This window comes from Acinetobacter piscicola (genome assembly GCF_015218165.1).
In the GTDB taxonomy this organism is placed as follows: domain Bacteria; phylum Pseudomonadota; class Gammaproteobacteria; order Pseudomonadales; family Moraxellaceae; genus Acinetobacter; species Acinetobacter piscicola_A.
In genome coordinates, this window is record NZ_CP048659.1 from 435,379 (window position 1) to 456,510 (window position 21,132).

A 21,132-nucleotide genomic window follows, 5' to 3' on the forward strand; every position below is an offset into this window, starting at 1 on the left:
TTCTCGCAAACTCAGGCAAACTTTGAATTGATAAGTGAATATTTATCAGCGTCAAAGACCTCAGGCGAGGTGGTTTTTCGAAGCCACTTCTTAAAAATCCAGTCTGAGTAGACGCGGTGGTGTGATTTGTTCCTCCTCCGCGTGTAAATCGAAAGGTTTACGAATTGGGAGTGCACTTTTTTAGAGTGCATAAATCACCGTTAGGAGGTTTTACAATGGCTCTTCTTATCGAAGACAAAAAACAGATCGTAGCTGAAGTAACAGAAGTTGCTTCTACTGCGTATGCTGCTGTTGTTGCTGACTACCAAGGTTTAACTGTTGAGCAATTAACTGCTCTACGTGTTGAAGCGCGTAAACTAGGTGTTGCTACTCGTGTAGTACGTAATACTTTGGCTAAACGTGCGCTTCAAGACACTCAATTCAATATTTTGAATGACAACCTTGTTGGCCCAACAATCTTAGCTTTCTCAACTTCTGAAGACGACATGGGCGCTGCAGCTCGTTTGTTTGAAGAATTTGCTAAAACTAATAAAGCATTTGAACTTAAAGCTGCTGCATTTGACGGTAAAGTTTATCAAGGTGCTGAAGTTAGCGTAATCGCGAACCTTCCAAACCAAGAGAAAGCGCTTACTATGCTTGCAAACGTTCTTCAAGCTCCTATTTCGAAATTGGGTCGCCTTATTACAGCGCTCAAAGAGAAAAACGAGTCAGAAGCTGCTTAAGCTTAAACATTTTTACACACCATTCAATATCCATTTGGAGTTACTCTCATGGCTTTAACTAACGAAGAAATCTTAAACGCAGTTGCTGAAAAAACTGTTCTTGAACTTGTTGAATTAATTTCTGCTTTCGAAGAAAAATTCAATGTATCTGCTGCTGCTGTTGCAGTTGCTGCTACTGGTACAGCTACTGTTGCTGCTGAAGAGCAATCAGAATTCACAGTTGAACTTGCTAGCTTCGGTGCTAACAAAGTTGCTGTAATTAAAGCAGTTCGTGAAGCAACTGGTCTTGGTCTTAAAGAAGCGAAAGATCTTGTTGAAGGCGCTCCTTCTGCAATCAAAGAAGGCGTTTCTAAAGAAGAAGCTGAAGAACTTAAGAAAAAACTTGAAGAAGCTGGTGCTGAAGTTAAACTTAAGTAATCGCTTAGGGGGTCGATTATTTAAAAATCGACTCCACAAATTGGCTGATAGCTCTTGGGCTATCAGCCTTTTTGCGTTACAATAATCGGCTCGATTTTAGATTGAATGATAGAAAAATCATCAATTTTAAGAATAAGCAAACAAAATCAAACGCTTAACAATATTTTTCCATTTTAAAAATATTGTTAAGCGTTTTATACCACTGAAAATTGCAGCATTTGTAAAAGGTGGTGGTCATATCGACCTGCGTAATTCCTTCTAAATCCGTTCTGCAGGCGGGTTTAGTTTACTTTCCGAGGACTCCAGATGGCATACTCATATACCGAAAAGAAACGGATCCGTAAGAATTTTGGTAAATTGCCCCAAGTTATGGATGCTCCGTACCTGCTCGCGATCCAAGTCGACTCGTACAGAACATTCTTACAAGATGGCAAAACTCCAAAAAACCGCGAAGATATCGGTCTCCAAGCCGCATTTCGTTCAGTGTTTCCAATAGAAAGTTATTCTGGCAATGCTGCTTTAGAATTCGTTGAGTATAGCCTTGGTAAACCAGAGTTTGATGTACGTGAATGTATTCTTCGCGGCTCAACTTATGCGGCACCAATGCGCGTAAAAATTCGTTTGATCATTAAAGATCGTGAAACGAAATCAATAAAAGACGTTCGTGAACAAGAAGTTTACATGGGTGAAATGCCACTCATGACAGAGAACGGTACATTTGTGATTAACGGTACTGAGCGTGTAATCGTATCTCAGTTACACCGTTCTCCAGGTGTGTTCTTCGATCATGACAAAGGTAAAACTCATTCAAGCGGTAAAGTGTTGTATTCAGCACGTATTATTCCTTACCGTGGTTCATGGTTAGACTTTGAGTTTGATGCGAAAGATTTAGTTTATGTACGTATTGACCGTCGTCGTAAATTACTTGCGACTGTTGTTTTACGTGCGTTGAACTATAGCAACGAACAAATTCTAGACATGTTCTATGAAAAAGTTCCTGTATATCTTGATATGGGCAGTTATCAAATTGACCTAGTGCCAGAACGCCTACGTGGTGAAATGGCGCAGTTTGATATTGCAGACAATGACGGTAAAGTGATTGTTGAACAAGGTAAGCGTATCAATGCGCGTCATGTACGTCAAATGGAAGCAGCGGGCTTAACGAAGCTTCCTGTACCTGATGAATATTTATATGAGCGTATTGTTGCACAGGATATTACTTTACATGATGGTGAAGTGATTCCTGCCAATACAGTGCTTAGCCATGAAATTATGGTGAAAATTGCGGAAGGCGGCGTTAAGCAGTTTAACGTGCTTTATACCAATGACATCGACCGTGGTCCATTCGTTGCAGATACTTTACGTGCAGATACGACTTCAGGTCGTGAAGAAGCACTGGTAGAAATCTACAAAGTAATGCGTCCAGGTGAGCCACCAACAAAAGAAGCTGCTGAAAACTTATTCAATAACTTATTCTTCTCAACTGAGCGTTATGATTTATCGCCAGTGGGTCGTATGAAGTTTAACCGTCGTTTAGGTCGTCCTTATGAAGTCGGTACTGACCAAAAATCACGTGAAGTTGAAGGTATTCTTTCAAACGAAGACATTACTGATGTATTAAAAACATTGGTTGAAATTCGTAATGGTAAAGGCGAAGTCGACGATATTGACCATTTAGGTAACCGTCGTGTGCGTTCTGTTGGTGAAATGACAGAAAACCAATTCCGTGTAGGTCTTGTTCGTGTTGAACGTGCTGTAAAAGAGCGTTTAAGCCAAGCTGAAACAGATAATTTGTCACCACAAGATTTGATTAATGCAAAACCAGTGGCTGCTGCAATCAAAGAATTCTTTGGTTCAAGCCAATTGTCTCAGTTCATGGACCAAAATAACCCATTGTCTGAAATTACACACAAACGTCGTGTATCAGCACTCGGGCCTGGTGGTTTAACACGTGAGCGTGCGGGCTTTGAGGTACGTGACGTACATCAAACGCATTATGGTCGTGTATGTCCAATTGAGACTCCTGAGGGTCCAAACATTGGTTTGATCAACTCACTTTCAGTGTATGCGAAATGTAATAGCTTCGGTTTCTTGGAAACACCTTACCGTAAAGTTATTGATGGTCGTGTAACAGATGAAGTTGAATATTTATCTGCGATTGAAGAAGTAGGTACTGTGATTGCACAGGCTGATTCAGGGATCGATCAAGATGGTCATTTGACTGAAGAGTTTGTATCTGTACGTCACCAAGGTGAATTTGTACGTATGCCTCCTGAAAAAGTGACGCATATGGACGTTTCTGCACAGCAGGTTGTATCTGTTGCGGCATCCCTCATTCCATTCCTTGAACACGATGACGCCAACCGTGCATTGATGGGTTCAAACATGCAACGTCAGGCTGTTCCTACATTGCTTGCTGACAAACCACTTGTTGGTACAGGTATGGAAGCAAACGTAGCACATGACTCTGGTGTGTGTGTGATTGCGAAACGTGGCGGACGTATTGAGTTTGTTGATGCTTCTCGTGTGGTTATTCGTGTCAATGAAGACGAAATGATCGCGGGTGAGGCAGGTGTAGATATCTATAACTTGATCAAATATACACGTTCGAACCAAAACACTTGTATTAACCAAAAAGTGCTTGTAAGCCTTGGTGATAAAGTGGGGCGTGGTGACGTTCTTGCTGATGGTCCATCGACTGATGGTGGTGAATTAGCACTCGGTCAAAACATGCGCGTTGCGTTCATGACTTGGAACGGTTACAACTACGAAGACTCGATTTTACTTTCTGAGCGTGTACTTCAAGAAGATCGTTTGACTTCAATTCATATTCAAGAATTGTCATGTGTAGCACGTGATACTAAGTTAGGTGCAGAAGAAATTACTGCGGATATTCCTAACGTGGGTGAAGCTGCACTGTCTAAATTGGATGAGTCAGGGATTGTGTATATCGGTGCTGAAGTGACAGCAGGTGATATTCTTGTTGGTAAAGTAACACCGAAAGGCGAAACGCAATTAACACCTGAAGAAAAATTGCTTCGTGCAATCTTTGGTGAGAAAGCGGCTGACGTTAAAGATTCATCTTTACGCGTATCGTCTGGTGTGAAAGGTACAGTCATCGATGTTCAAGTCTTCACTCGTGATGGCATTGAAAAAGATGAACGTGCTCAAGCAATTGAAAAAGCACAACTTGATGCTTACCGTAAAGACTTGAAAGAAGAATACAAAATCTTCGAAGAAGCAGCACGTGAGCGTGTGGTTCGCTTGTTGAATGGTCAAGAGTCGAATGGTGGTGGCACAACTAAACGTGGTCAAAAAATCACTGAAGACGTGTTGTCTAGTTTAGAGTTGGTAGATCTGCTTGAAATCCAACCTGTTGACGAAGCAATTGCTGAACGTTTGACACAAATTCAAGTGTTCTTGAAAGAGAAGAGTCTTGAAATTGATGAGAAATTTGCAGAGAAAAAACGCAAACTTTCTACAGGTGATGAACTTACAACTGGCGTATTGAAAGTTGTTAAAGTGTATTTAGCTGTTAAACGTCGCATCCAACCGGGTGATAAAATGGCGGGTCGTCACGGGAACAAAGGTGTTGTATCAAACATCTTACCTGTAGAAGACATGCCACATGATGCAAACGGTGTGCCTGTTGATGTGGTACTTAACCCGTTAGGTGTACCATCACGTATGAACGTGGGTCAGATTCTAGAAACTCACTTGGGTATGGCAGCAAAAGGTCTTGGTGACAAGATCGATAAGATGTTGCAAGAACAACGTACTATTCTTGAGTTACGTGAATTCTTAGACAAGATTTATAACCAAGTTGGTGGCGAGCAAGAAGATCTTGATAGCTTAACTGATGATGAAATCTTGGTATTATCAGGTAATTTACGTAAGGGTGTGCCTTTAGCAACACCAGTATTTGATGGTGCTGAAGAGTCACAAATCAAAGACTTACTTGAACTTGGTGGTATTTCACGTACAGGTCAAACCGTATTGTATGACGGACGTACAGGTGAGCGTTTCGACCGTCCAGTCACTGTAGGTTATATGTACATGTTGAAACTCAACCACTTGGTTGATGACAAGATGCATGCACGTTCTACTGGTTCTTACTCTCTAGTAACGCAACAGCCATTGGGTGGTAAAGCTCAATTCGGTGGTCAGCGTTTCGGTGAGATGGAGGTCTGGGCACTTGAAGCTTATGGTGCTGCTTATACACTTCAAGAAATGCTTACTGTGAAGTCGGATGACGTTGAAGGTCGTACTCGCATCTATAAGAATATTGTAGATGGTAACCATTATATGGACCCAGGTATGCCTGAATCGTTCAACGTATTGACCAAAGAGATCCGTTCTTTAGGTATCAACATTGAACTGAAAAATGGTGACTAATTAGCCATTGAAATCTCCCTAAGACCTCATTTGTACTAAGTGGGGGACTTAGGGGATTTTTCAGTTAAAAAACAATATTTGTGACCCAGTTGTAGAGTGAAAATCTCCACAACACACGGAGAAAAAAATTGAAAGACTTGCTCGATATCATGCGCAAAAAGACGGACTCAGACGGTCATGCTCCTGTAGAGTTTGATCGCATCCGTATTGGTCTTGCGTCACCAGAAATGATTAAGTCATGGTCTCATGGTGAAGTAAAAAAACCTGAGACGATTAACTATCGTACGTTCAAACCAGAACGTGATGGTTTATTCTGTGCCAAAATCTTTGGCCCAGTCAAAGATTACGAATGCTTGTGTGGTAAATACAAGCGTATGAAATACAAAGGCGTCATTTGTGAAAAATGTGGCGTTGAAGTAACGACTGCGAAAGTTCGTCGTGAACGTATGGGTCACATTGAACTTGCTTCACCTGTTGCACATATTTGGTTTTTGAAATCATTACCAAGCCGTATCGGTTTGTTACTTGATATGACTTTACGTGATATCGAACGTGTATTGTATTTCGAATCTTATGTCGTTACTGATCCAGGTATGACACCGCTTGAAAAATATCAACTTCTGAATGATGAAGAATATTTCACAGCGTTAGAAGAACACGGTGATGAATTCAGCGCGAAAATGGGTGCTGAAGCAGTTCAAGATTTGTTAAAAGACATCGATCTTGAAGCTGAAATTACGCGTCTTCGTGAAGAAATTCCAAATACAACGTCTGAGACTAAACTTAAAAAAGCCTCTAAACGTTTGAAATTGATGGAAGCATTCAACGATTCAAATAACAAGCCTGAATGGATGGTGTTGACTGTACTTCCAGTTCTTCCACCAGATCTTCGTCCGCTTGTACCGCTTGAAGGTGGTCGTTTTGCGACTTCTGACTTGAACGATTTGTATCGTCGTGTCATCAACCGTAACAACCGTTTGAAACGTCTTCTTGACCTTGCAGCGCCAGACATTATCGTACGTAACGAAAAACGTATGTTACAAGAATCTGTAGATGCATTGTTAGATAACGGTCGTCGTGGTCGTGCAATTACAGGTTCAAACAAACGTCCGCTGAAATCTTTGGCAGATATGATCAAAGGTAAACAAGGTCGTTTCCGTCAAAACTTACTTGGTAAGCGTGTTGACTACTCTGGTCGTTCGGTGATTACCGTTGGTCCATCACTACGTTTGCACCAATGTGGTCTTCCTAAGAAAATGGCACTTGAATTATTCAAACCATTTATCTTTGCGAAACTACAAGCTTCAGGCCAAGCAACAACCATTAAAGCTGCGAAGAAAATGGTTGAACGTGAGACACCAGAAGTTTGGGACGTGCTTGCATCTGTAATTCGTCAACATCCAATTATGTTGAACCGTGCGCCAACACTTCACCGTTTAGGTCTTCAAGCATTTGAACCGACTTTAATTGAAGGTAAAGCGATCCGTCTTCACCCACTCGTATGTGCTGCGTTTAACGCCGACTTCGACGGTGACCAAATGGCGGTACACGTTCCATTAACACTTGAAGCTCAGCTTGAAGCTCGTGCGTTAATGATGTCAACCAATAACATCTTATCACCTGCAAATGGTGAGCCGATTATCGTGCCTTCTCAGGACGTGGTCTTGGGCTTGTATTACATCACACGTGATGCAATCAATGCCAAAGGCGAAGGCATGGTGTTTGCGGATACTCACGAAGTTAACCGTGCATTGGCTACAGGTCAAGTAGACTTACATGCGCGTGTAAAAGCACGTGTACACCAAACTGTGATTGATGAAAATGGTAACCGTGAGCATCAAACCATTGTTGTAGACACAACTCCAGGTCGTTGCCTCCTTTGGGAAGTTGTTCCTGAAGGGATGGATTTCCAACAAATTAACGTTGAGATGACCAAGAAAAACATCTCGAAGTTAATCAACTCGTGCTACCGTAAATTGGGTCTAAAAGATACAGTTATCTTCGCTGACCAATTGATGTACTTGGGCTTCCGTCAAGCAACACGTTCAGGTGTTTCTGTGGGTATGGAAGACATGTTGATTCCGCCACAAAAGCAAGCAATTATCGACAAAGCTGAAACAGAAGTTCGTGAAATTGAACATCAGTTTGAGCAAGGTTTCGTAACTGCGGGTGAACGTTATAATAAAGTGGTCGATATTTGGGCACGTACCAATGACCAAGTTGCCAAAGCGATGATGGATAACTTGTCATTCACGACTGTTAAAAATAAACAGGGTGAAGACGAGAAACAAAAATCCTTCAACAGTATCTATATGATGTCTGACTCAGGTGCCCGTGGTTCTGCAGCTCAGATTCGTCAGTTAGCAGGTATGCGTGGTTTGATGGCGAAACCAGATGGTTCGATCATTGAAACCCCAATTAAAGCAAACTTCCGTGAAGGTTTGACTGTACTTCAGTACTTCATTTCAACACACGGTGCACGTAAAGGTTTGGCCGATACTGCATTGAAAACAGCGAACTCAGGTTACTTGACTCGTCGTTTGGTTGACGTAGCACAAGACTTAGTCATCACTGAGCCTGATTGTGGTACTTATGATGGTCTTGTCATGACACCATTTATTCAAGGTGGTGATGTCATTGAGCCATTGAGCCAACGTGTATTAGGTCGTGTAACTGCTGAAGATGTTACTAAAGTGGGTTCAGATGAAGTTATCTTGCCACGTAATACTTTGATTGATGAAAAACTTGCTCAATACCTTGAAGATTCTGGTGTTGACGAAGTTAAAGTACGTTCAGTTGTAAGCTGTGCATCGACATTTGGTGTTTGTGCGAAATGTTACGGTCGTGACCTTGCGCGTGGTCACTTGGTAAATCCAGGTGAGTCTGTCGGTGTAATGGCTGCACAATCTATTGGTGAGCCTGGTACACAGTTAACCATGCGTACGTTCCACGTCGGTGGTGCTGCAAGTCGAACTTCTGCTGCAAATAGCGTTCAAGTACGTAATAAAGGTACAGTACGTTTCCACAATGTGAAAACTGTACAACATGCTAAAGGGCATTTGGTATCTGTTTCACGTTCAGGTGAAATTGGTATTGCGGATGATTTAGGTCGTGAGCGTGAACGTTATAAACTTCCTTACGGTGCATCCATCTTAATTAAAGATGGTGAGCTTGTTGAAGGAGGCGGTATTGTTGCAACTTGGGATCCACATACGCATCCATTGGTGACGGAAGTTGCTGGTAAAGCACGCTTCAGCCAAATTGCTGATGGTGTGACTGCAACATCGAAAACTGATGATGCAACAGGTATGACCACAACTGAAATTTTACCTGTAACAGCGCGTCCAGCTTCTGGTAAAGATTTACGTCCTGCGATTGTGCTAGATACAACCGATGGTGGTGAACAGTTCTACTTCTTGCCACAAAACACGATTGTGACTGTTCGTGATGGCGAAACAATCGGTGTCGGTGATGTTATCGGTCGTGTACCACAAGAAACCTCTCGTACGCGTGATATTACCGGTGGTTTACCACGTGTAGCTGACTTATTCGAAGCACGTAAACCGAAAGAACATGCGATCCTTGCAGAAGTGTCTGGTATCGTCAGCTTCGGTAAAGAAACTAAAGGTAAAAACCGTTTAGTGATCACACCTGATGATGGTTCTGAAATCTACGAAGAATTGATTCCGAAATGGCGTCAAATCAACGTATTCGAAGGCGAGCATGTGAACCGTGGTGAAACCATTTCTGATGGTCCTCAAAACCCACATGACATCTTGCGTTTGAAAGGTGAAGTTGCATTAACCAACTACATCGTGAACGAAGTTCAAGACGTTTATCGTCTACAAGGTGTAAAAATCAACGATAAGCACATTGAAGTTATCGTACGTCAAATGTTGCGTAAAGTTGATATCACTGATGGCGGTGATACAAGCTTCATCAAAGGCGAACAAGTGGATTACATCCGTGTTGTGGGCGAAAACCAAGCGGTTGCGGCTCAAAACAAATTCCCTGCGAAGTTTGAACGTCAATTGATGGGTATTACCAAAGCATCGCTTTCTACAGACTCATTCATCTCTGCTGCATCGTTCCAAGAAACAACACGTGTGTTAACTGAAGCGGCTGTAACAGGTAAAGAAGATGAATTACGTGGCTTGAAAGAGAACGTGGTTGTAGGTCGTCTGATCCCAGCGGGTACAGGTTTGGCTTACCACTTAGAACGTCGTCGTCAAGAAGCAGAAGCTGCTGAACATGAACTTGTAAATGACTTCTCTGAAGTTGACCAAGCATTTTCACAAGCTTTAAATGAAGATTCTTTCTAAGAAATTCATTTAGAATTTGAAATGAAGAAGACGCCCGAGGGCGTCTTTTTTTATGTGCTATGGATTTACAAAATATGCATGAAAAGTTGCGTTTTTTAACACACTATAAAGATTCAATTCATGAAATAAGATTAAGATGGCAAGAGTTAAAAAAGGACTGATGGAGATGAATATGAAAAAGGTTATTACAGTTTTGGCAGTTGCATCACTTTCAACTATGCTGTTGGCAGGTTGTGAAAATATGTCAAGTAATGATAAACGTGTTGCATCAGCTGCTTTAGGTGGTGCAATTGGTGGTGGTGTGGGGAATAACGTGGGTGGCGGTACAGGTGCTGCGCTTGGCGGTGGTGCAGGTGCTGCAGTGGGCAGTAAAACCCAAAATGGTTCTAACCGTAATGCAACCTATAGTGGTGTAGGTGGCGCGATTGGTTCAGCAATTGGTAAAGGCGTATTCGGTGGCAATGCAGGTGCTGCGATTGGTGGTGCAATCGGTGGTGGTGCAGGTGCTGCGATTGAACAAAAACGTTAAGCTTTAGCTTTAAAAGATTAAGTTAATAAAAATAAGCGCATTCTGCGCTTATTTTTATTGGAAAACTTTAGTGTTGGCGATTGGCCTTTTCAACCAACCCCGATAAACCTTGACGACGTGCCAATTCATTAAGTACCAATTGTACATCTAGGTCGAAATAACCTAGCATGACAATAGTATGAAACCAAACATCCGCCACTTCATAAATGAGGTCATTTTTATTGTCTTCATTGTCATGTGCTTGATATTCTTTTGCAGCAATCACAGTTTCAAAGCTTTCTTCACCGACTTTTTCTAAGATTTTATTTAAACCTTTATGATAAAGTTTTGCCACATAAGACGATTCAGGATCTGCTTTTTTACGTTCTGCCATCATTTTGCCCAAATAACCCAACACTTCAATTTGTTCAGCTTGGGCATTGGAAGCATTCATTGCCAATGTATGTGGGTTAGATGACTTCTCTTCAGACTTGCCACCATAAATGGCGTTCGGATCTTTGAGCTGAGCATCGACAATTTCCCAACCATTTGGCGTAAGTTTGCGGTAAAAACAAGACTCACGACCAGTATGGCAAGCGATACCACCTTCTTGTTCAATTTGTAGCACGATTACATCTGCATCGCAGTCTAAACGGATTTCGTAAACGGTTTGAAAATGTCCAGATTCTTCGCCTTTGAACCAGAGTTTATTGCGTGAACGTGAGAAGTAAACGCCACGCATTTTTTCTGCGGTGAGTTGGAGTGCTTCGCGGTTCATCCATGCCACCATCAAAATGCGTCCTGTTTGATGATGTTGTGCAATAGCAGGAATAAGTCCTTGTTCGTTAAATTTTACTTCATCGAGCCATTGCAAGTTGTTCATAGGATTTCACCAATTCATTGATTAAAAATTTTATGCTATTTCGTAGCGGTCTATAGTTTACGTGATTTGAAATGATTTGCGGGAAATCTTGGAAATTATTTAATCAGCTTATGATCTAAAGAGTGGTAAAGTCAGAATAAGTTTTGAATCTATATTTTCAATGTGGGCCTGTAAGATCAAATCACACGCCCACCAATGATCAGATTGATATAACAGTGTCAGTAGATGACTTAAAAGTGATAAAAAGCAGTAGAGCATTGACGATGTTGATGGTAAGTCTGCCAAAGCTTTGTATAATCATAAATTCTTTATTTTTGAATTATAAACCCTGCATTACTTCCGTAAAATTCTGCTTTTCAAGCAACTCTAAAAACTCATCGCCCATGCGCTGACTTTCTGCGACAGATTGCGTCCATAATTTTTTACGCTCAGCATCAGACAAGCCTTTTAAAACAAAGTCTTTACGGTCAGGTAAACGACCTAAAGGCAATGAATTTAGATAATCCTGAGAAGGAGAAATCAGCAAAGTACGTGCCTGATTTTGTGGATTGGCTCTGCGCGATTTAAACATCTTGTCGAACCAGCCAGGGGTGATGCTGTCGGTAAAATGGGGATATAAAACAATGCCTTTACTCTCAAAAGGTAGGTCAATGTGATAGTCAATTAAACCCCCATCACGATAAGCCCCTTTAGGTGCGTCAGCAATATTTTTCACTGCAGGGGTGACCGCAGGAATGGAACCCGAAGCCATGAGCCAATCGGCGACATTGTCGGTATTAAAGTTAATATAATGGGTTTTAAACGCATCATCCTGAATTTTAAATTGTGGAAAATCAGTCGGCTGACAAATGACACGTTGCATAAATTTATTTAAATGATCACGTGAAATCGCATTGCTACCGATAATTCCAAGCAAGGAACTATATAGCGCAAATTTGTGGTCACTTTGAAACAGATGCTCAGCTTTAGCCGCAATGATCGTCAAATGATAATCAGGATGATCAACCAATCTTTGCGTTTGATCGCCTAAAATACCATGCAACATATCACGTGATATTTTTTCGATATCCGCAATTTTCATGCCTTTTTTAAAGGGCAAATTGATATATAACTCAGCCAATTTTTCAGGTCCAAGTTTTTCACCTTGCGCTACAATTCCTGCAAAACGCCATGCACCCACAGATGAGCCAATTAAAAAGCGGCGTTGTTTGGCTTGTGGAAGAAACTCACCAAAGATGGCTTGGTCGAGACCCATTAAACCAATGCCTTTTGGACCACCTGCCGCACCGGGAATCATGTCGACATGATGTGCTTGTAGTCCTTCTTTTTCTATGAGTTGTTTGGCAAGTGAGCCTGCTTGAATTGTTAATGCAGCAGGGCGTTTTTGTAAAATTTGGGTCATGGTTTCACTCACTCAAACGGATGTGAGTATTTTAGGAATAAGCCGTGACAGGACAATGGCGATAGGTTTCAGTAGGTGACTTGGGAGTCATGGGCTTTCTTTATACCAACATAAATGCAAATATTCTTCGAGATGGGTTGAATAGTCAAAAGTATATTCACGATTACAGCTGTCAAAAAAGTTATTCCAATCATCTAAATCTAAGAATTCTTGTATTTCTGAATTAAATGCCTGACCAACTTCAGGTAAGTCCGACCTAAAAATATGATTAGAATTTTCTAAGCCAAATTTTTGAGTCATGACAATTTTATCTTCAATTAAATACTGTGCAATATTGTATTGGATAATTCCATTTTCAAGTATTATAAATTGTGCATCTGCGCTAGTAGTTTGTAGATAACCAAGTAAAATTATGGTCTTATATTTTTTTGATAAATAGATTAAAAAATCAAAAATGAGAGGATCTGTTAAATCATGATAATTAAAGAGGTAATACCCCCATTATTAACTGAGGTCAAAATTAGAAAATTCCAAGCCCTTGTTATCGTTTAAAGTTAGGTGGTCTGCCATCAATTGCCATATGTGGTCTTTCATGATTATAAAAGTACTGCCACGCAGTTGTATAGTTTTGTACCTCCTCAATATTGTCAAATAAATGCTGATTTAAACATTCATAACGCACTGTTCGATTAAAACGCTCAACATAGGCATTCTGCTGTGGATTGCCAGGTTGGGTAAAAACATGCTCAATCTCATGCTTTTTACACCACTGATCCATTAAATCACTCACATATTCTGGGCCGTTATCGGATCGAATACGCTTGGGCTTTCCTCGCCATGCAATCAGTTGATCTAGGTCTCTCAGAACTCTTTGAGCTGGTAGTGAAAAATCCACCACCATGATTAAAGACTCACGATTATAGTCATCAATGACATTATGGACACGATAACTGCGCCCATCACTCAATTGATCATACATAAAATCCATCGACCATGATTCATTCTGAACAACAGGTACAGCAAGCCTCTCAGGGATTTCACGCTTTATGCGCTTGTTTGGTTTGATTCTTAAATTCAGTTCAAGTTCCTTGTATATTCGGTAAACTCGCTTATGGTTCCATTTATATTGCTTAACATTACGTAAATACAGGAAGCAAAGCTTAAAGCCCCATGTTTTATGATCATTCGTCAGCTGAATTAACCAATGTGCGATCTGCTGATTCTCATCATCCAAACAGGTCTTATAGCGATAGCAGGTTTGACTCACATTGAAGATTAAACAGGCCATAGTGACTGAAATATTAAATTGCTCAGTCGCCTGCTGAGCAAGTGATTTGCGCTGTTGTGGCCTTAAAACTTTTTTGATAATGCATCTTGCAGTACATCTGATTTAAGGCGCTCATCAGCGTACATTCGTTTTAAACGTGCATTTTCAGCTTCGAGTTCTTTTAGCCGAGTCATAAGTGATAAATCCATACCACTATATTTGGACTTCCACTTGTAGAAAGTTGCTGTACTCATCCCATGCTCACGACAAAGGTTAGGCACGGGTGTTCCTGCTTCAGCTTGTTTTAAAATGCTCATGATTAAGCTATCTGAATATTTAGATGTTTTCATGGAAAATCTCCTTGTTCAAAGACTAGTCGATTTTCTACTTTTAAACTCGTTTAATTTTCGGGAGCATTACCAAGACAATATCAACCCAATGAATACTGTAGTTGCATGAAACGATAATAGTATCAGTCTTTTTATCGTAGTCGTGAAAATACCATTCTTGAACAACAGGTAAACTTAGTTGGTCAGTAACTTTATAAAATTTTTTTATTTCATCTAAGATAGTTTGGATGGAAGGATGGAGAATGCTTATTTTAGAATGAGTAGCCATATTATATTATATTTGTATTTCTGATTTAAAAATCACACCAGTTTTGATGTGATTTTTGATGCTTTTCTTAATTTACTTTGCAATCCGCCAAACGGCTAAAACACTTACCAATACAATCAACACAATAGAAATATACCACGGTGCAATAATCGCAATAGACAAGAAAATCGCCATGATACTGCCGAACATCCAACTACGTTTTTGTTGATGTTCCACTTCCAAACGCATCATTTGTAATTCATGTAGCTGTTTAGCATGCCATGCCGACTGATTTTTTAAACCATTTAAACTATCGATCATTAAGGTTGGGAAATCCTGCGCCCCTAAAAGTAAATCAGGAATTTTTTGTCCCAATTCTTTTAAGTTTTTCTGTGGATTCATTTGCGCTTTAACCCATTCGGTTAGAATCGGTTTTGCCAGACTCCAAATGTCCAAATCAGGATAAAGGTCTGTGCCTAAACCTTCTACATGGACTAAAGTTTTCAGTAATAACATCAGTTGTGGTGGGATTTCCAAATGGAAACGACGTGCAATATCCATGACCTGAATCAGGATGCCAGCAAAGTCCAATTCATGCATCGGTTTGGACACCATAGGTCCAACTGTACGACGCATTTCACGGGCTAAAGCATCTTGATCGGTTCCCGGTGGAATCCAACCTGCTTGATGTACAATCTGAATCAGTTGCATAAAGTCGCTGTTCATGACCGCAAGTAACATGCGGGCAACCGTCATCTGATCGGACTTAGACAATTCCCCCATAATTGCACAATCGAGTGCAATATAACGAGGTTTGCTCGGATTCAGGGTTTCAACAAAGACATTTCCCGGATGCATGTCGGCATGGAAAAAGTTGTCACGGAATACTTGAGTAAAGAAAATGGTTAAACCTTTTTCAGCTAGATCTTTACGATCCATGCCAAGTTTTTCAAAGGTTGCAATATCCGAAATTGGTACGCCTGTAATGCGTTCAGCCACCATCACATCTTTGCTGTCCATATACACTTCAGGCACATACATCATGCTTGAGCCTGTGAAGTAATGGCGCATACGGCGTGTGTTATCCGCTTCTAAAGTCAGATCCAGTTCATTTAAAATGACTTGACGATAGTTCTCAATAATTTCGGAAATATGCACAGCACGTGCAGCTTCCAAACGTTTTTCTAAGCTTGCACCGAGCCATCTTAAAATTTCAAAATCTTCTAAAATTTGACTGCGAATGTCAGGACGGGTGACTTTGACCACCACTTCACGACCATCATGCAAAGCCGCAGTATGCACTTGAGCAATAGACGCCGCCGCCAAAGGCTGTTCATCAAAACGAGCAAAAAGTGTCGTAATATTGGCTTTTAAGGATTCTTCAATACGGGTTTTGGCAACATCAACACCGAATGGTTTCACTCGATCTTGTAATAAAACCAATTGTTGTAAAATTTCAGGTGGAATTAAATCACGGCGTGTTGACAGTAACTGCCCCATTTTAATTGCCAAAGGACCCATTTGCTCCAAAGCTTCTTTGAGCTTGAGTGGATTCTTTTTCTCTTTACTTGACCATGCTGCAGGGTGCATACGAATAAGCGACAAAGCATGGCGGGCTTTTTCAGGTAATTCTTCCGCAGGAACCAGTGTGTCGAGTCTATAGTGCGCGGCGATGCGCCAAAGTTCGAGTAAACGGCTAATATGCGGAATCATAAATTACATTACCTGATGTTAAGAGGGAGTAGTGGGGTTGAGTTGTTGCTGTAGCTGCTGAATTTTAGCTTCAAGTCGATCGATATTCTGATTGAGTTGACGAGTGTCTTGTTGCAGATCATCCATTTGCCAGCGTGGAGCAAATAAACCAGTGTCTTCTTTTAAAAAGTCCTCGGCAAAGAATAAATGACTTTGCAGGGAACGCTTTAAATGTTTAGGTGCAAGCTGAATTTTGGCAATTTCATGTGCCAATGCAGGACCAATCCACGGGCTTAAATGTGACGCTAAATCAGGCTCAGCCTGTTGGATAATACGTTGAATATCCTGCAATAAATGATAATCACCTTGCAATGGAATATTGCCAATATCATCAGCTAAAAATAGCTTTGCCAATTCAACGATGCTTTTTACATGCAAGGTTGCAGTTGCTTCCGTGATGACTGTATTTTGATCAAAAGGACGTTGCTCAAAAACCGAAGGTGTTTCACTTTTACCAGTTACAGTCGGTTCTAAACGGACTTTATTTTCATCAAAAAAGACATCTACAGACAGTTGTGGGGAATCAATCACTACACGCAGCAACTTGTCTTGTAATTGATTGAACTGAATGCGAGTGATCGCATCCAGATTGATAAATTGATTGATGAGTCGTTCAACTGCACCCAGTGCCAGAATGGACCACATAATTCAACCTTTATGCTATTTTGGAGAAAACTTAGAGTTTGAAGCCACGGTGTACTGCAACAATTCCACCCGTTAAGTTATGGTAATCGGTATTTTGGAAGCCTGCATTTTCCATCATGCCTTTTAAGGTACGTTGGTCAGGGTGCATACGGATGGATTCAGCTAAATATTTATAGCTTTCTGAGTCATTCGCCACAAGTTTACCCATGATAGGCAATGCAGTGAATGAGTACAGATCATACAATTTTGAGAATGGCTCAAACACAGGTTTAGAGAATTCTAAAATCAGTAAACGACCACCCGGCTTAAGCACACGGTACATGGCTGCAAGGGCTGCATCTTTATCGGTCACATTACGTAGACCAAAACTGATGGTTAGTAGGTCAAAACTATTGTCTTCAAATGGCTCTAAGGTTTCAGCATTTGCCAAGACAAAATCGACATTGGTACAGCCTGCATCAATCAGACGGTCACGACCGACATTGAGCATGGATTCATTAATATCTGATAGAACCACATGACCGGTAGGACCGACTTCACGGCTAAATACTTTAGCCAAGTCACCAGTACCGCCTGCGATATCAAGCACGCGCTGACCACGGCGCACACCAGACATATTGATCGCAAAGCGTTTCCATAAACGGTGAATACCAAATGACATTAAGTCATTCATGATGTCGTATTTGGCTGCAACAGAATGGAATACTTCAGCCACTTTTTGTGCTTTATCTTCACTGTTGACGGTTTGATACCCGAAATGCGTGGTTGCACCGACATTGCCTGTATTGGCACCACGTGGCAGATTATATTTGGGTACTGTTCCTGAAACAGGGGTATCGGTCAACTGTTGTTGTAAAGATTGTTGCTGACCTTGTGGCGCACCTTGCGGTAATGGTTCTGTTAAGAATGGACTGACTTTGTCTGTATTTGTTGCCGATTCAGCTGCTTGGCTTGGCTTTTGGTTTTCATCCGACACGTGAGTCACTCCTGAACACAAAAATAAGAAATCTTGCCATATTTTGCATGATGACAGATTCTGTGATTTTTTACAGTGCCGATCATGCAAAATTTAAGGTTAATGTTAAACCCCAAATAATATTATAGAAAATATGGCGTTTATGTCGTCAATTCGATCATAAAACCTTATCATATTCTAAAAGGATTGGCTTGTCCTGAATGTACATTATTGACAATTTCACGTTCTTTGACTGTAAATGCATGAATAAAATCAGCCGCAGATTTCATTGGTTTCATTGCAGTAAAACCCTCACCAATAAAGTCATACATCAAATCAAATTGATACTTATGTGCGGTGCCTTTACACATTTTAAAAGCAGTATGCATGATAAATGAACGCATGTATTTGTCCAATGCAGCTCCTAAATCATCCAATAAGCCCAATTGTTGTAAACGGGCATCATGTTGATCAAGCTTGATTAATGTTAAGCGCATCATTTCATCATCAATCGATTGATCTATGGGATAATCTTGTAACAGTTGCGCTGCAACTTGCTCATCAAGTCGCATTGCTAATACAGCCAAACCAACTGATTTTAAACCTGTTTGGATGGCATTTTCAGGAATGATTTTTTCCGCTTTGTGTGCATATTTTAACAAACGTTCAATTTGAATGGCTAAATCATCAAAATCAGGACCACCATAGAGACGGTGAATAAAATAGTCTGCCATGAGTTTATTTTCTTTGCGGTTAAATAACTCAGTATGGGTTGCTAAAATACGTGTTTTTAACCAATCTTGTGCTTCATGCAAACGTTTTTTAAGTACAGGATTTTGATGATAATTTAACTGCTTATATTCTTCTAAAAGTTGGTCAAGTGCTGCGAGTTTAGACATGTGTGAACTCAATTTCTATATATTCAAGAAAATCATAATCACAGTTTATCTGAACAACCATGACGATATGACATGAAAATGACTGAAATTAAGTCAGTTGGTGCTTGATTTAGAGTGTAATTGAAAATATAAGAGGCATATTTTGCTATAAAAACTGATACAAAAAATGTGTGCAGGCAGAGCAAATCTTTGTAAACTTAAAAAAGTATAATGAAAACATAAGAAAAGAGCCTATTTATGAAAATAACTGAATCCGCATGTGAATTGGTTGATCCCAATCAACTGTCTTTGGATCTGATCGAAGCACAATATGCTTTGAAAAATACGCGAGGACAAAAAAATGCCAAAAGTTTGGTGATTTTGGTCAGTGGCATTGAACTTGCGGGTAAGGGCGAAGCAGTGAAACAACTGCGTGAGTGGGTTGATCCTCGATATTTACGAGTCAAAGCTGATCCTCCGTATATGATGCAAAAAGATCAAGCCTTTTGGCAGCCATACGCGCGTTATATTCCTGCTGAAGGGCAGATTTTAGTGATGTTTGGGAATTGGTACAGTGACTTATTGTCCACAGCTTTGCATGTTTCTGCACCCATGGATGATACCTTGTTCGATGCTTATGTCTCACAAATGAATGCCTTTGAACAGGATTTAAAAAATAATCATGTTGATGTCATCAAAGTTTGGTTTGATTTGTCATGGAAATCATTACAAAAACGCTTAGATAAAATGGATGCTGAAGACCAACGTTGGCACAAATTACACGGTTTAGATTGGCGCAATAAAAAACAATATGACAATGTGCAAAAATTACGTCAGCGTTTTACCGATGATTGGATGGTGATTGACTGTGAAAATGAAGAAATGCGGGATCAGCAGTTTGCGCAATATATTTTAAAAAACTTGCAGCATTTGCCAAGCTATGCCACACAAGTCAAAGAAAAATGGCAGCAAGCAGAAGTGCCTAAAGCATTACTTGACGTTTCAAGTGATGCAATGGATGAGTCAGACTATCAAAACGAGTTGAAAAAGCTGACCAAGAAAGTCGCGGAAGCCATGCGTTTTGATGGGCGTAAAGTGATTATTACCTTTGAGGGGATGGATGCTGCGGGTAAAGGTGGGGCAATTAAGCGGATTGTTAAAAAGTTAGACCCACGAGAATACGGCATTTATACCATTGCAGCACCTGAAAAATATGAATTAGCACGTCCTTATTTATGGCGCTTTTGGACAAAATTATTGGAAGATGAGAAGATCTCGATTTTTGATCGTACATGGTACGGGCGTGTCTTGGTCGAACGCATCGAAGGTTTTGCCACACCTGTTGAGTGGCAACGTGCCTATGATGAAATTAATCGTTTTGAAAAAGACTTAACTGATAATCAATATGTCATTGTGAAGTTTTGGCTTGCCATTAGCAAAGATGAACAAGAAGCACGTTTTAAAGCACGAGAAGAAACACCACATAAGCGTTTTAAAATTACAGAAGATGATTGGCGCAATCGTAGCCATTGGGATGATTATTTGAATGCCGCAGCAGATATGTTGCAACGCACACATACGTTTTATGCACCGTGGCATGTGATTTCAACCAATGATAAATATACAGCACGTATTGAAATTTTAAAGACCATTTTAAAGCAATTGAAAGCAGATTGAGAGCTAGGTAGGTGTTTTTGAATCTAGTATATTTATCGTACTATTGCCAAATATACTGTTGAATAACACTTTATCTCATGCAAAAAAAAAGCGGATTAATCATCCGCTTTTTCAATTAAGACATTAAGAATATTGCACAATCTTTTCTTTTTGTTTGTTTTGAATGCCTTTTGCTAATTTATAACATTCATCTACATGGGCTTCAGCCACTTTTTTCATCACGATATAACCCAAACTTGCCGCAATGATTGAACCACCCAAAGGAATAAATTTGGTCACTTGTTTGGTAATGACTTTGGCTGCAACATTATTGAGTGAGGATTTAACCGCAGTACGTGCCACCACTAGACCTGAAAACTCAAAGCCACGTTTACGTAGTTCATTCCAATGAATCTGTTTGGTTTTTGGGTCATATACACTGATTTGCTCAGGGGCTAAACCAAAACGGGCATTAATTTCAGGGATTAATTGCGACAAAATTCCCACATCGATCACGACATCAAAAAATGGGACGGGAATAATCGCAGCACCTGCTGAAAAATAAGCACGTTTTTTGACGAGTTCTAAACATTCATTTCGAACAGTTTCTAGGTTTAGACTTGGGTCAATGGAGTCTGGAATTTTATCAATTTTCATAAAATATCTACCTGTAATTCAAACTATTTATCGTATTTATGCGGTTGCATTATTTTAGCTTGAAATAATAAAGTTA

General features: G+C 40.4%; 15 protein-coding genes. 6 read left to right on the plus strand and 9 right to left on the minus strand.

Features of this window, described 5'->3' with window-relative positions; genetic code table 11:
* Nucleotides 1-215: 215 nt before the first annotated feature.
* From rplJ to G0028_RS02105, 5 genes are all read left to right on the plus strand, one after another.
* Nucleotides 216-722, plus strand: coding sequence for a 50S ribosomal protein L10 (gene rplJ, locus G0028_RS02085; RefSeq protein WP_130074254.1), 507 nt, complete (start codon nt 216-218; stop codon nt 720-722).
* 48 nt (nt 723-770) lie between these two features.
* Complete coding sequence (gene rplL, locus G0028_RS02090; protein ID WP_130074255.1) at nt 771-1,139, plus strand: 50S ribosomal protein L7/L12; 369 nt, start codon at nt 771-773, stop codon at nt 1,137-1,139.
* 306 nt (nt 1,140-1,445) lie between these two features.
* Nucleotides 1,446-5,534: a DNA-directed RNA polymerase subunit beta gene (gene rpoB / locus G0028_RS02095; RefSeq protein ID WP_174493427.1), complete on the plus strand. Its 4,089-nt coding sequence runs from the start codon at nt 1,446-1,448 to the stop codon at nt 5,532-5,534.
* A 128-nt stretch (nt 5,535-5,662) separates the two neighbouring features.
* Nucleotides 5,663-9,856 (plus strand): DNA-directed RNA polymerase subunit beta', encoded by a 4,194-nt coding sequence (rpoC, locus tag G0028_RS02100; RefSeq protein ID WP_130074257.1) that lies wholly within the window; start codon nt 5,663-5,665, stop codon nt 9,854-9,856.
* 172 nt (nt 9,857-10,028) lie between these two features.
* Complete coding sequence (locus tag G0028_RS02105) at nt 10,029-10,385, plus strand: DNA transfer protein p32 (protein ID WP_130074258.1); 357 nt, start codon at nt 10,029-10,031, stop codon at nt 10,383-10,385.
* Between the two features lie 67 nt (nt 10,386-10,452).
* On the opposite strand, the gene hisIE is transcribed toward G0028_RS02105, so the two are convergent.
* The 8 genes from hisIE to G0028_RS02145 form a co-directional block, all read right to left on the minus strand.
* Entirely contained in the window at nt 10,453-11,247 is a 795-nt protein-coding gene (gene hisIE / locus G0028_RS02110; RefSeq protein WP_180047451.1) for a bifunctional phosphoribosyl-AMP cyclohydrolase/phosphoribosyl-ATP diphosphatase HisIE, read from the minus strand.
* Between the two features lie 319 nt (nt 11,248-11,566).
* Nucleotides 11,567-12,649 (minus strand): patatin-like phospholipase family protein, encoded by a 1,083-nt coding sequence (locus G0028_RS02115; RefSeq protein ID WP_180047453.1) that lies wholly within the window; start codon nt 12,647-12,649, stop codon nt 11,567-11,569.
* 87 nt (nt 12,650-12,736) lie between these two features.
* A complete protein-coding gene (locus G0028_RS02120; RefSeq protein WP_180047455.1) occupies nt 12,737-12,949 on the minus strand; it encodes a hypothetical protein in 213 nt (70 codons plus the stop codon).
* A gap of 241 nt (nt 12,950-13,190) precedes the next feature.
* Nucleotides 13,191-14,266 (minus strand): IS3 family transposase gene (locus G0028_RS02125; RefSeq protein WP_180097343.1). Its coding sequence is split into 2 segments (ribosomal slippage): nt 13,191-14,014 and nt 14,014-14,266, totalling 1,077 coding nucleotides; the frame shifts between segments, so codons are not numbered across the junction.
* Nucleotides 14,267-14,606: 340 nt separating this feature from the next.
* Complete coding sequence (locus G0028_RS02130) at nt 14,607-16,226, minus strand: ABC1 kinase family protein (protein ID WP_180047127.1); 1,620 nt, start codon at nt 16,224-16,226, stop codon at nt 14,607-14,609.
* Between the two features lie 18 nt (nt 16,227-16,244).
* Entirely contained in the window at nt 16,245-16,910 is a 666-nt protein-coding gene (locus tag G0028_RS02135; protein WP_180047125.1) for an SCP2 domain-containing protein, read from the minus strand.
* Between the two features lie 31 nt (nt 16,911-16,941).
* Nucleotides 16,942-17,886: a bifunctional demethylmenaquinone methyltransferase/2-methoxy-6-polyprenyl-1,4-benzoquinol methylase UbiE gene (gene ubiE, locus G0028_RS02140; protein WP_180047123.1), complete on the minus strand. Its 945-nt coding sequence runs from the start codon at nt 17,884-17,886 to the stop codon at nt 16,942-16,944.
* Between the two features lie 170 nt (nt 17,887-18,056).
* A complete protein-coding gene (locus G0028_RS02145) occupies nt 18,057-18,764 on the minus strand; it encodes an FFLEELY motif protein (RefSeq protein ID WP_180047121.1) in 708 nt (235 codons plus the stop codon).
* 237 nt (nt 18,765-19,001) lie between these two features.
* Here G0028_RS02145 and G0028_RS02150 point away from each other — a divergent pair, with 237 nt between their 5' ends.
* Nucleotides 19,002-20,420, plus strand: a complete 1,419-nt coding sequence (locus G0028_RS02150; RefSeq protein WP_174493422.1) for a phosphate--AMP phosphotransferase — start codon at nt 19,002-19,004, stop codon at nt 20,418-20,420.
* 123 nt (nt 20,421-20,543) lie between these two features.
* Here G0028_RS02150 and G0028_RS02155 read toward each other — a convergent pair whose 3' ends face one another.
* Nucleotides 20,544-21,056 (minus strand): hypothetical protein, encoded by a 513-nt coding sequence (locus G0028_RS02155; RefSeq protein WP_130074267.1) that lies wholly within the window; start codon nt 21,054-21,056, stop codon nt 20,544-20,546.
* Nucleotides 21,057-21,132: the final 76 nt, after the last annotated feature.

What these genes read in the sequence shown, in the direction of transcription:
- rplJ (WP_130074254.1), top strand. Translation starts at nt 216, where the DNA reads ATGGCTCTTCTTATCGAAGACAAAAAACAGATCGTAGCTGAAGTAACA.
- rplL (WP_130074255.1), top strand. Translation starts at nt 771, where the DNA reads ATGGCTTTAACTAACGAAGAAATCTTAAACGCAGTTGCTGAAAAAACT.
- rpoB (WP_174493427.1), top strand. Translation starts at nt 1,446, where the DNA reads ATGGCATACTCATATACCGAAAAGAAACGGATCCGTAAGAATTTTGGT.
- G0028_RS02105 (WP_130074258.1), top strand. Translation starts at nt 10,029, where the DNA reads ATGAAAAAGGTTATTACAGTTTTGGCAGTTGCATCACTTTCAACTATG.
- hisIE (WP_180047451.1), bottom strand. Translation starts at nt 11,247, where the DNA reads ATGAACAACTTGCAATGGCTCGATGAAGTAAAATTTAACGAACAAGGA.
- G0028_RS02115 (WP_180047453.1), bottom strand. Translation starts at nt 12,649, where the DNA reads ATGACCCAAATTTTACAAAAACGCCCTGCTGCATTAACAATTCAAGCA.
- G0028_RS02120 (WP_180047455.1), bottom strand. Translation starts at nt 12,949, where the DNA reads ATGACTCAAAAATTTGGCTTAGAAAATTCTAATCATATTTTTAGGTCG.
- G0028_RS02130 (WP_180047127.1), bottom strand. Translation starts at nt 16,226, where the DNA reads ATGATTCCGCATATTAGCCGTTTACTCGAACTTTGGCGCATCGCCGCG.
- G0028_RS02135 (WP_180047125.1), bottom strand. Translation starts at nt 16,910, where the DNA reads ATGTGGTCCATTCTGGCACTGGGTGCAGTTGAACGACTCATCAATCAA.
- G0028_RS02145 (WP_180047121.1), bottom strand. Translation starts at nt 18,764, where the DNA reads ATGTCTAAACTCGCAGCACTTGACCAACTTTTAGAAGAATATAAGCAG.
- G0028_RS02150 (WP_174493422.1), top strand. Translation starts at nt 19,002, where the DNA reads ATGAAAATAACTGAATCCGCATGTGAATTGGTTGATCCCAATCAACTG.
- G0028_RS02155 (WP_130074267.1), bottom strand. Translation starts at nt 21,056, where the DNA reads ATGAAAATTGATAAAATTCCAGACTCCATTGACCCAAGTCTAAACCTA.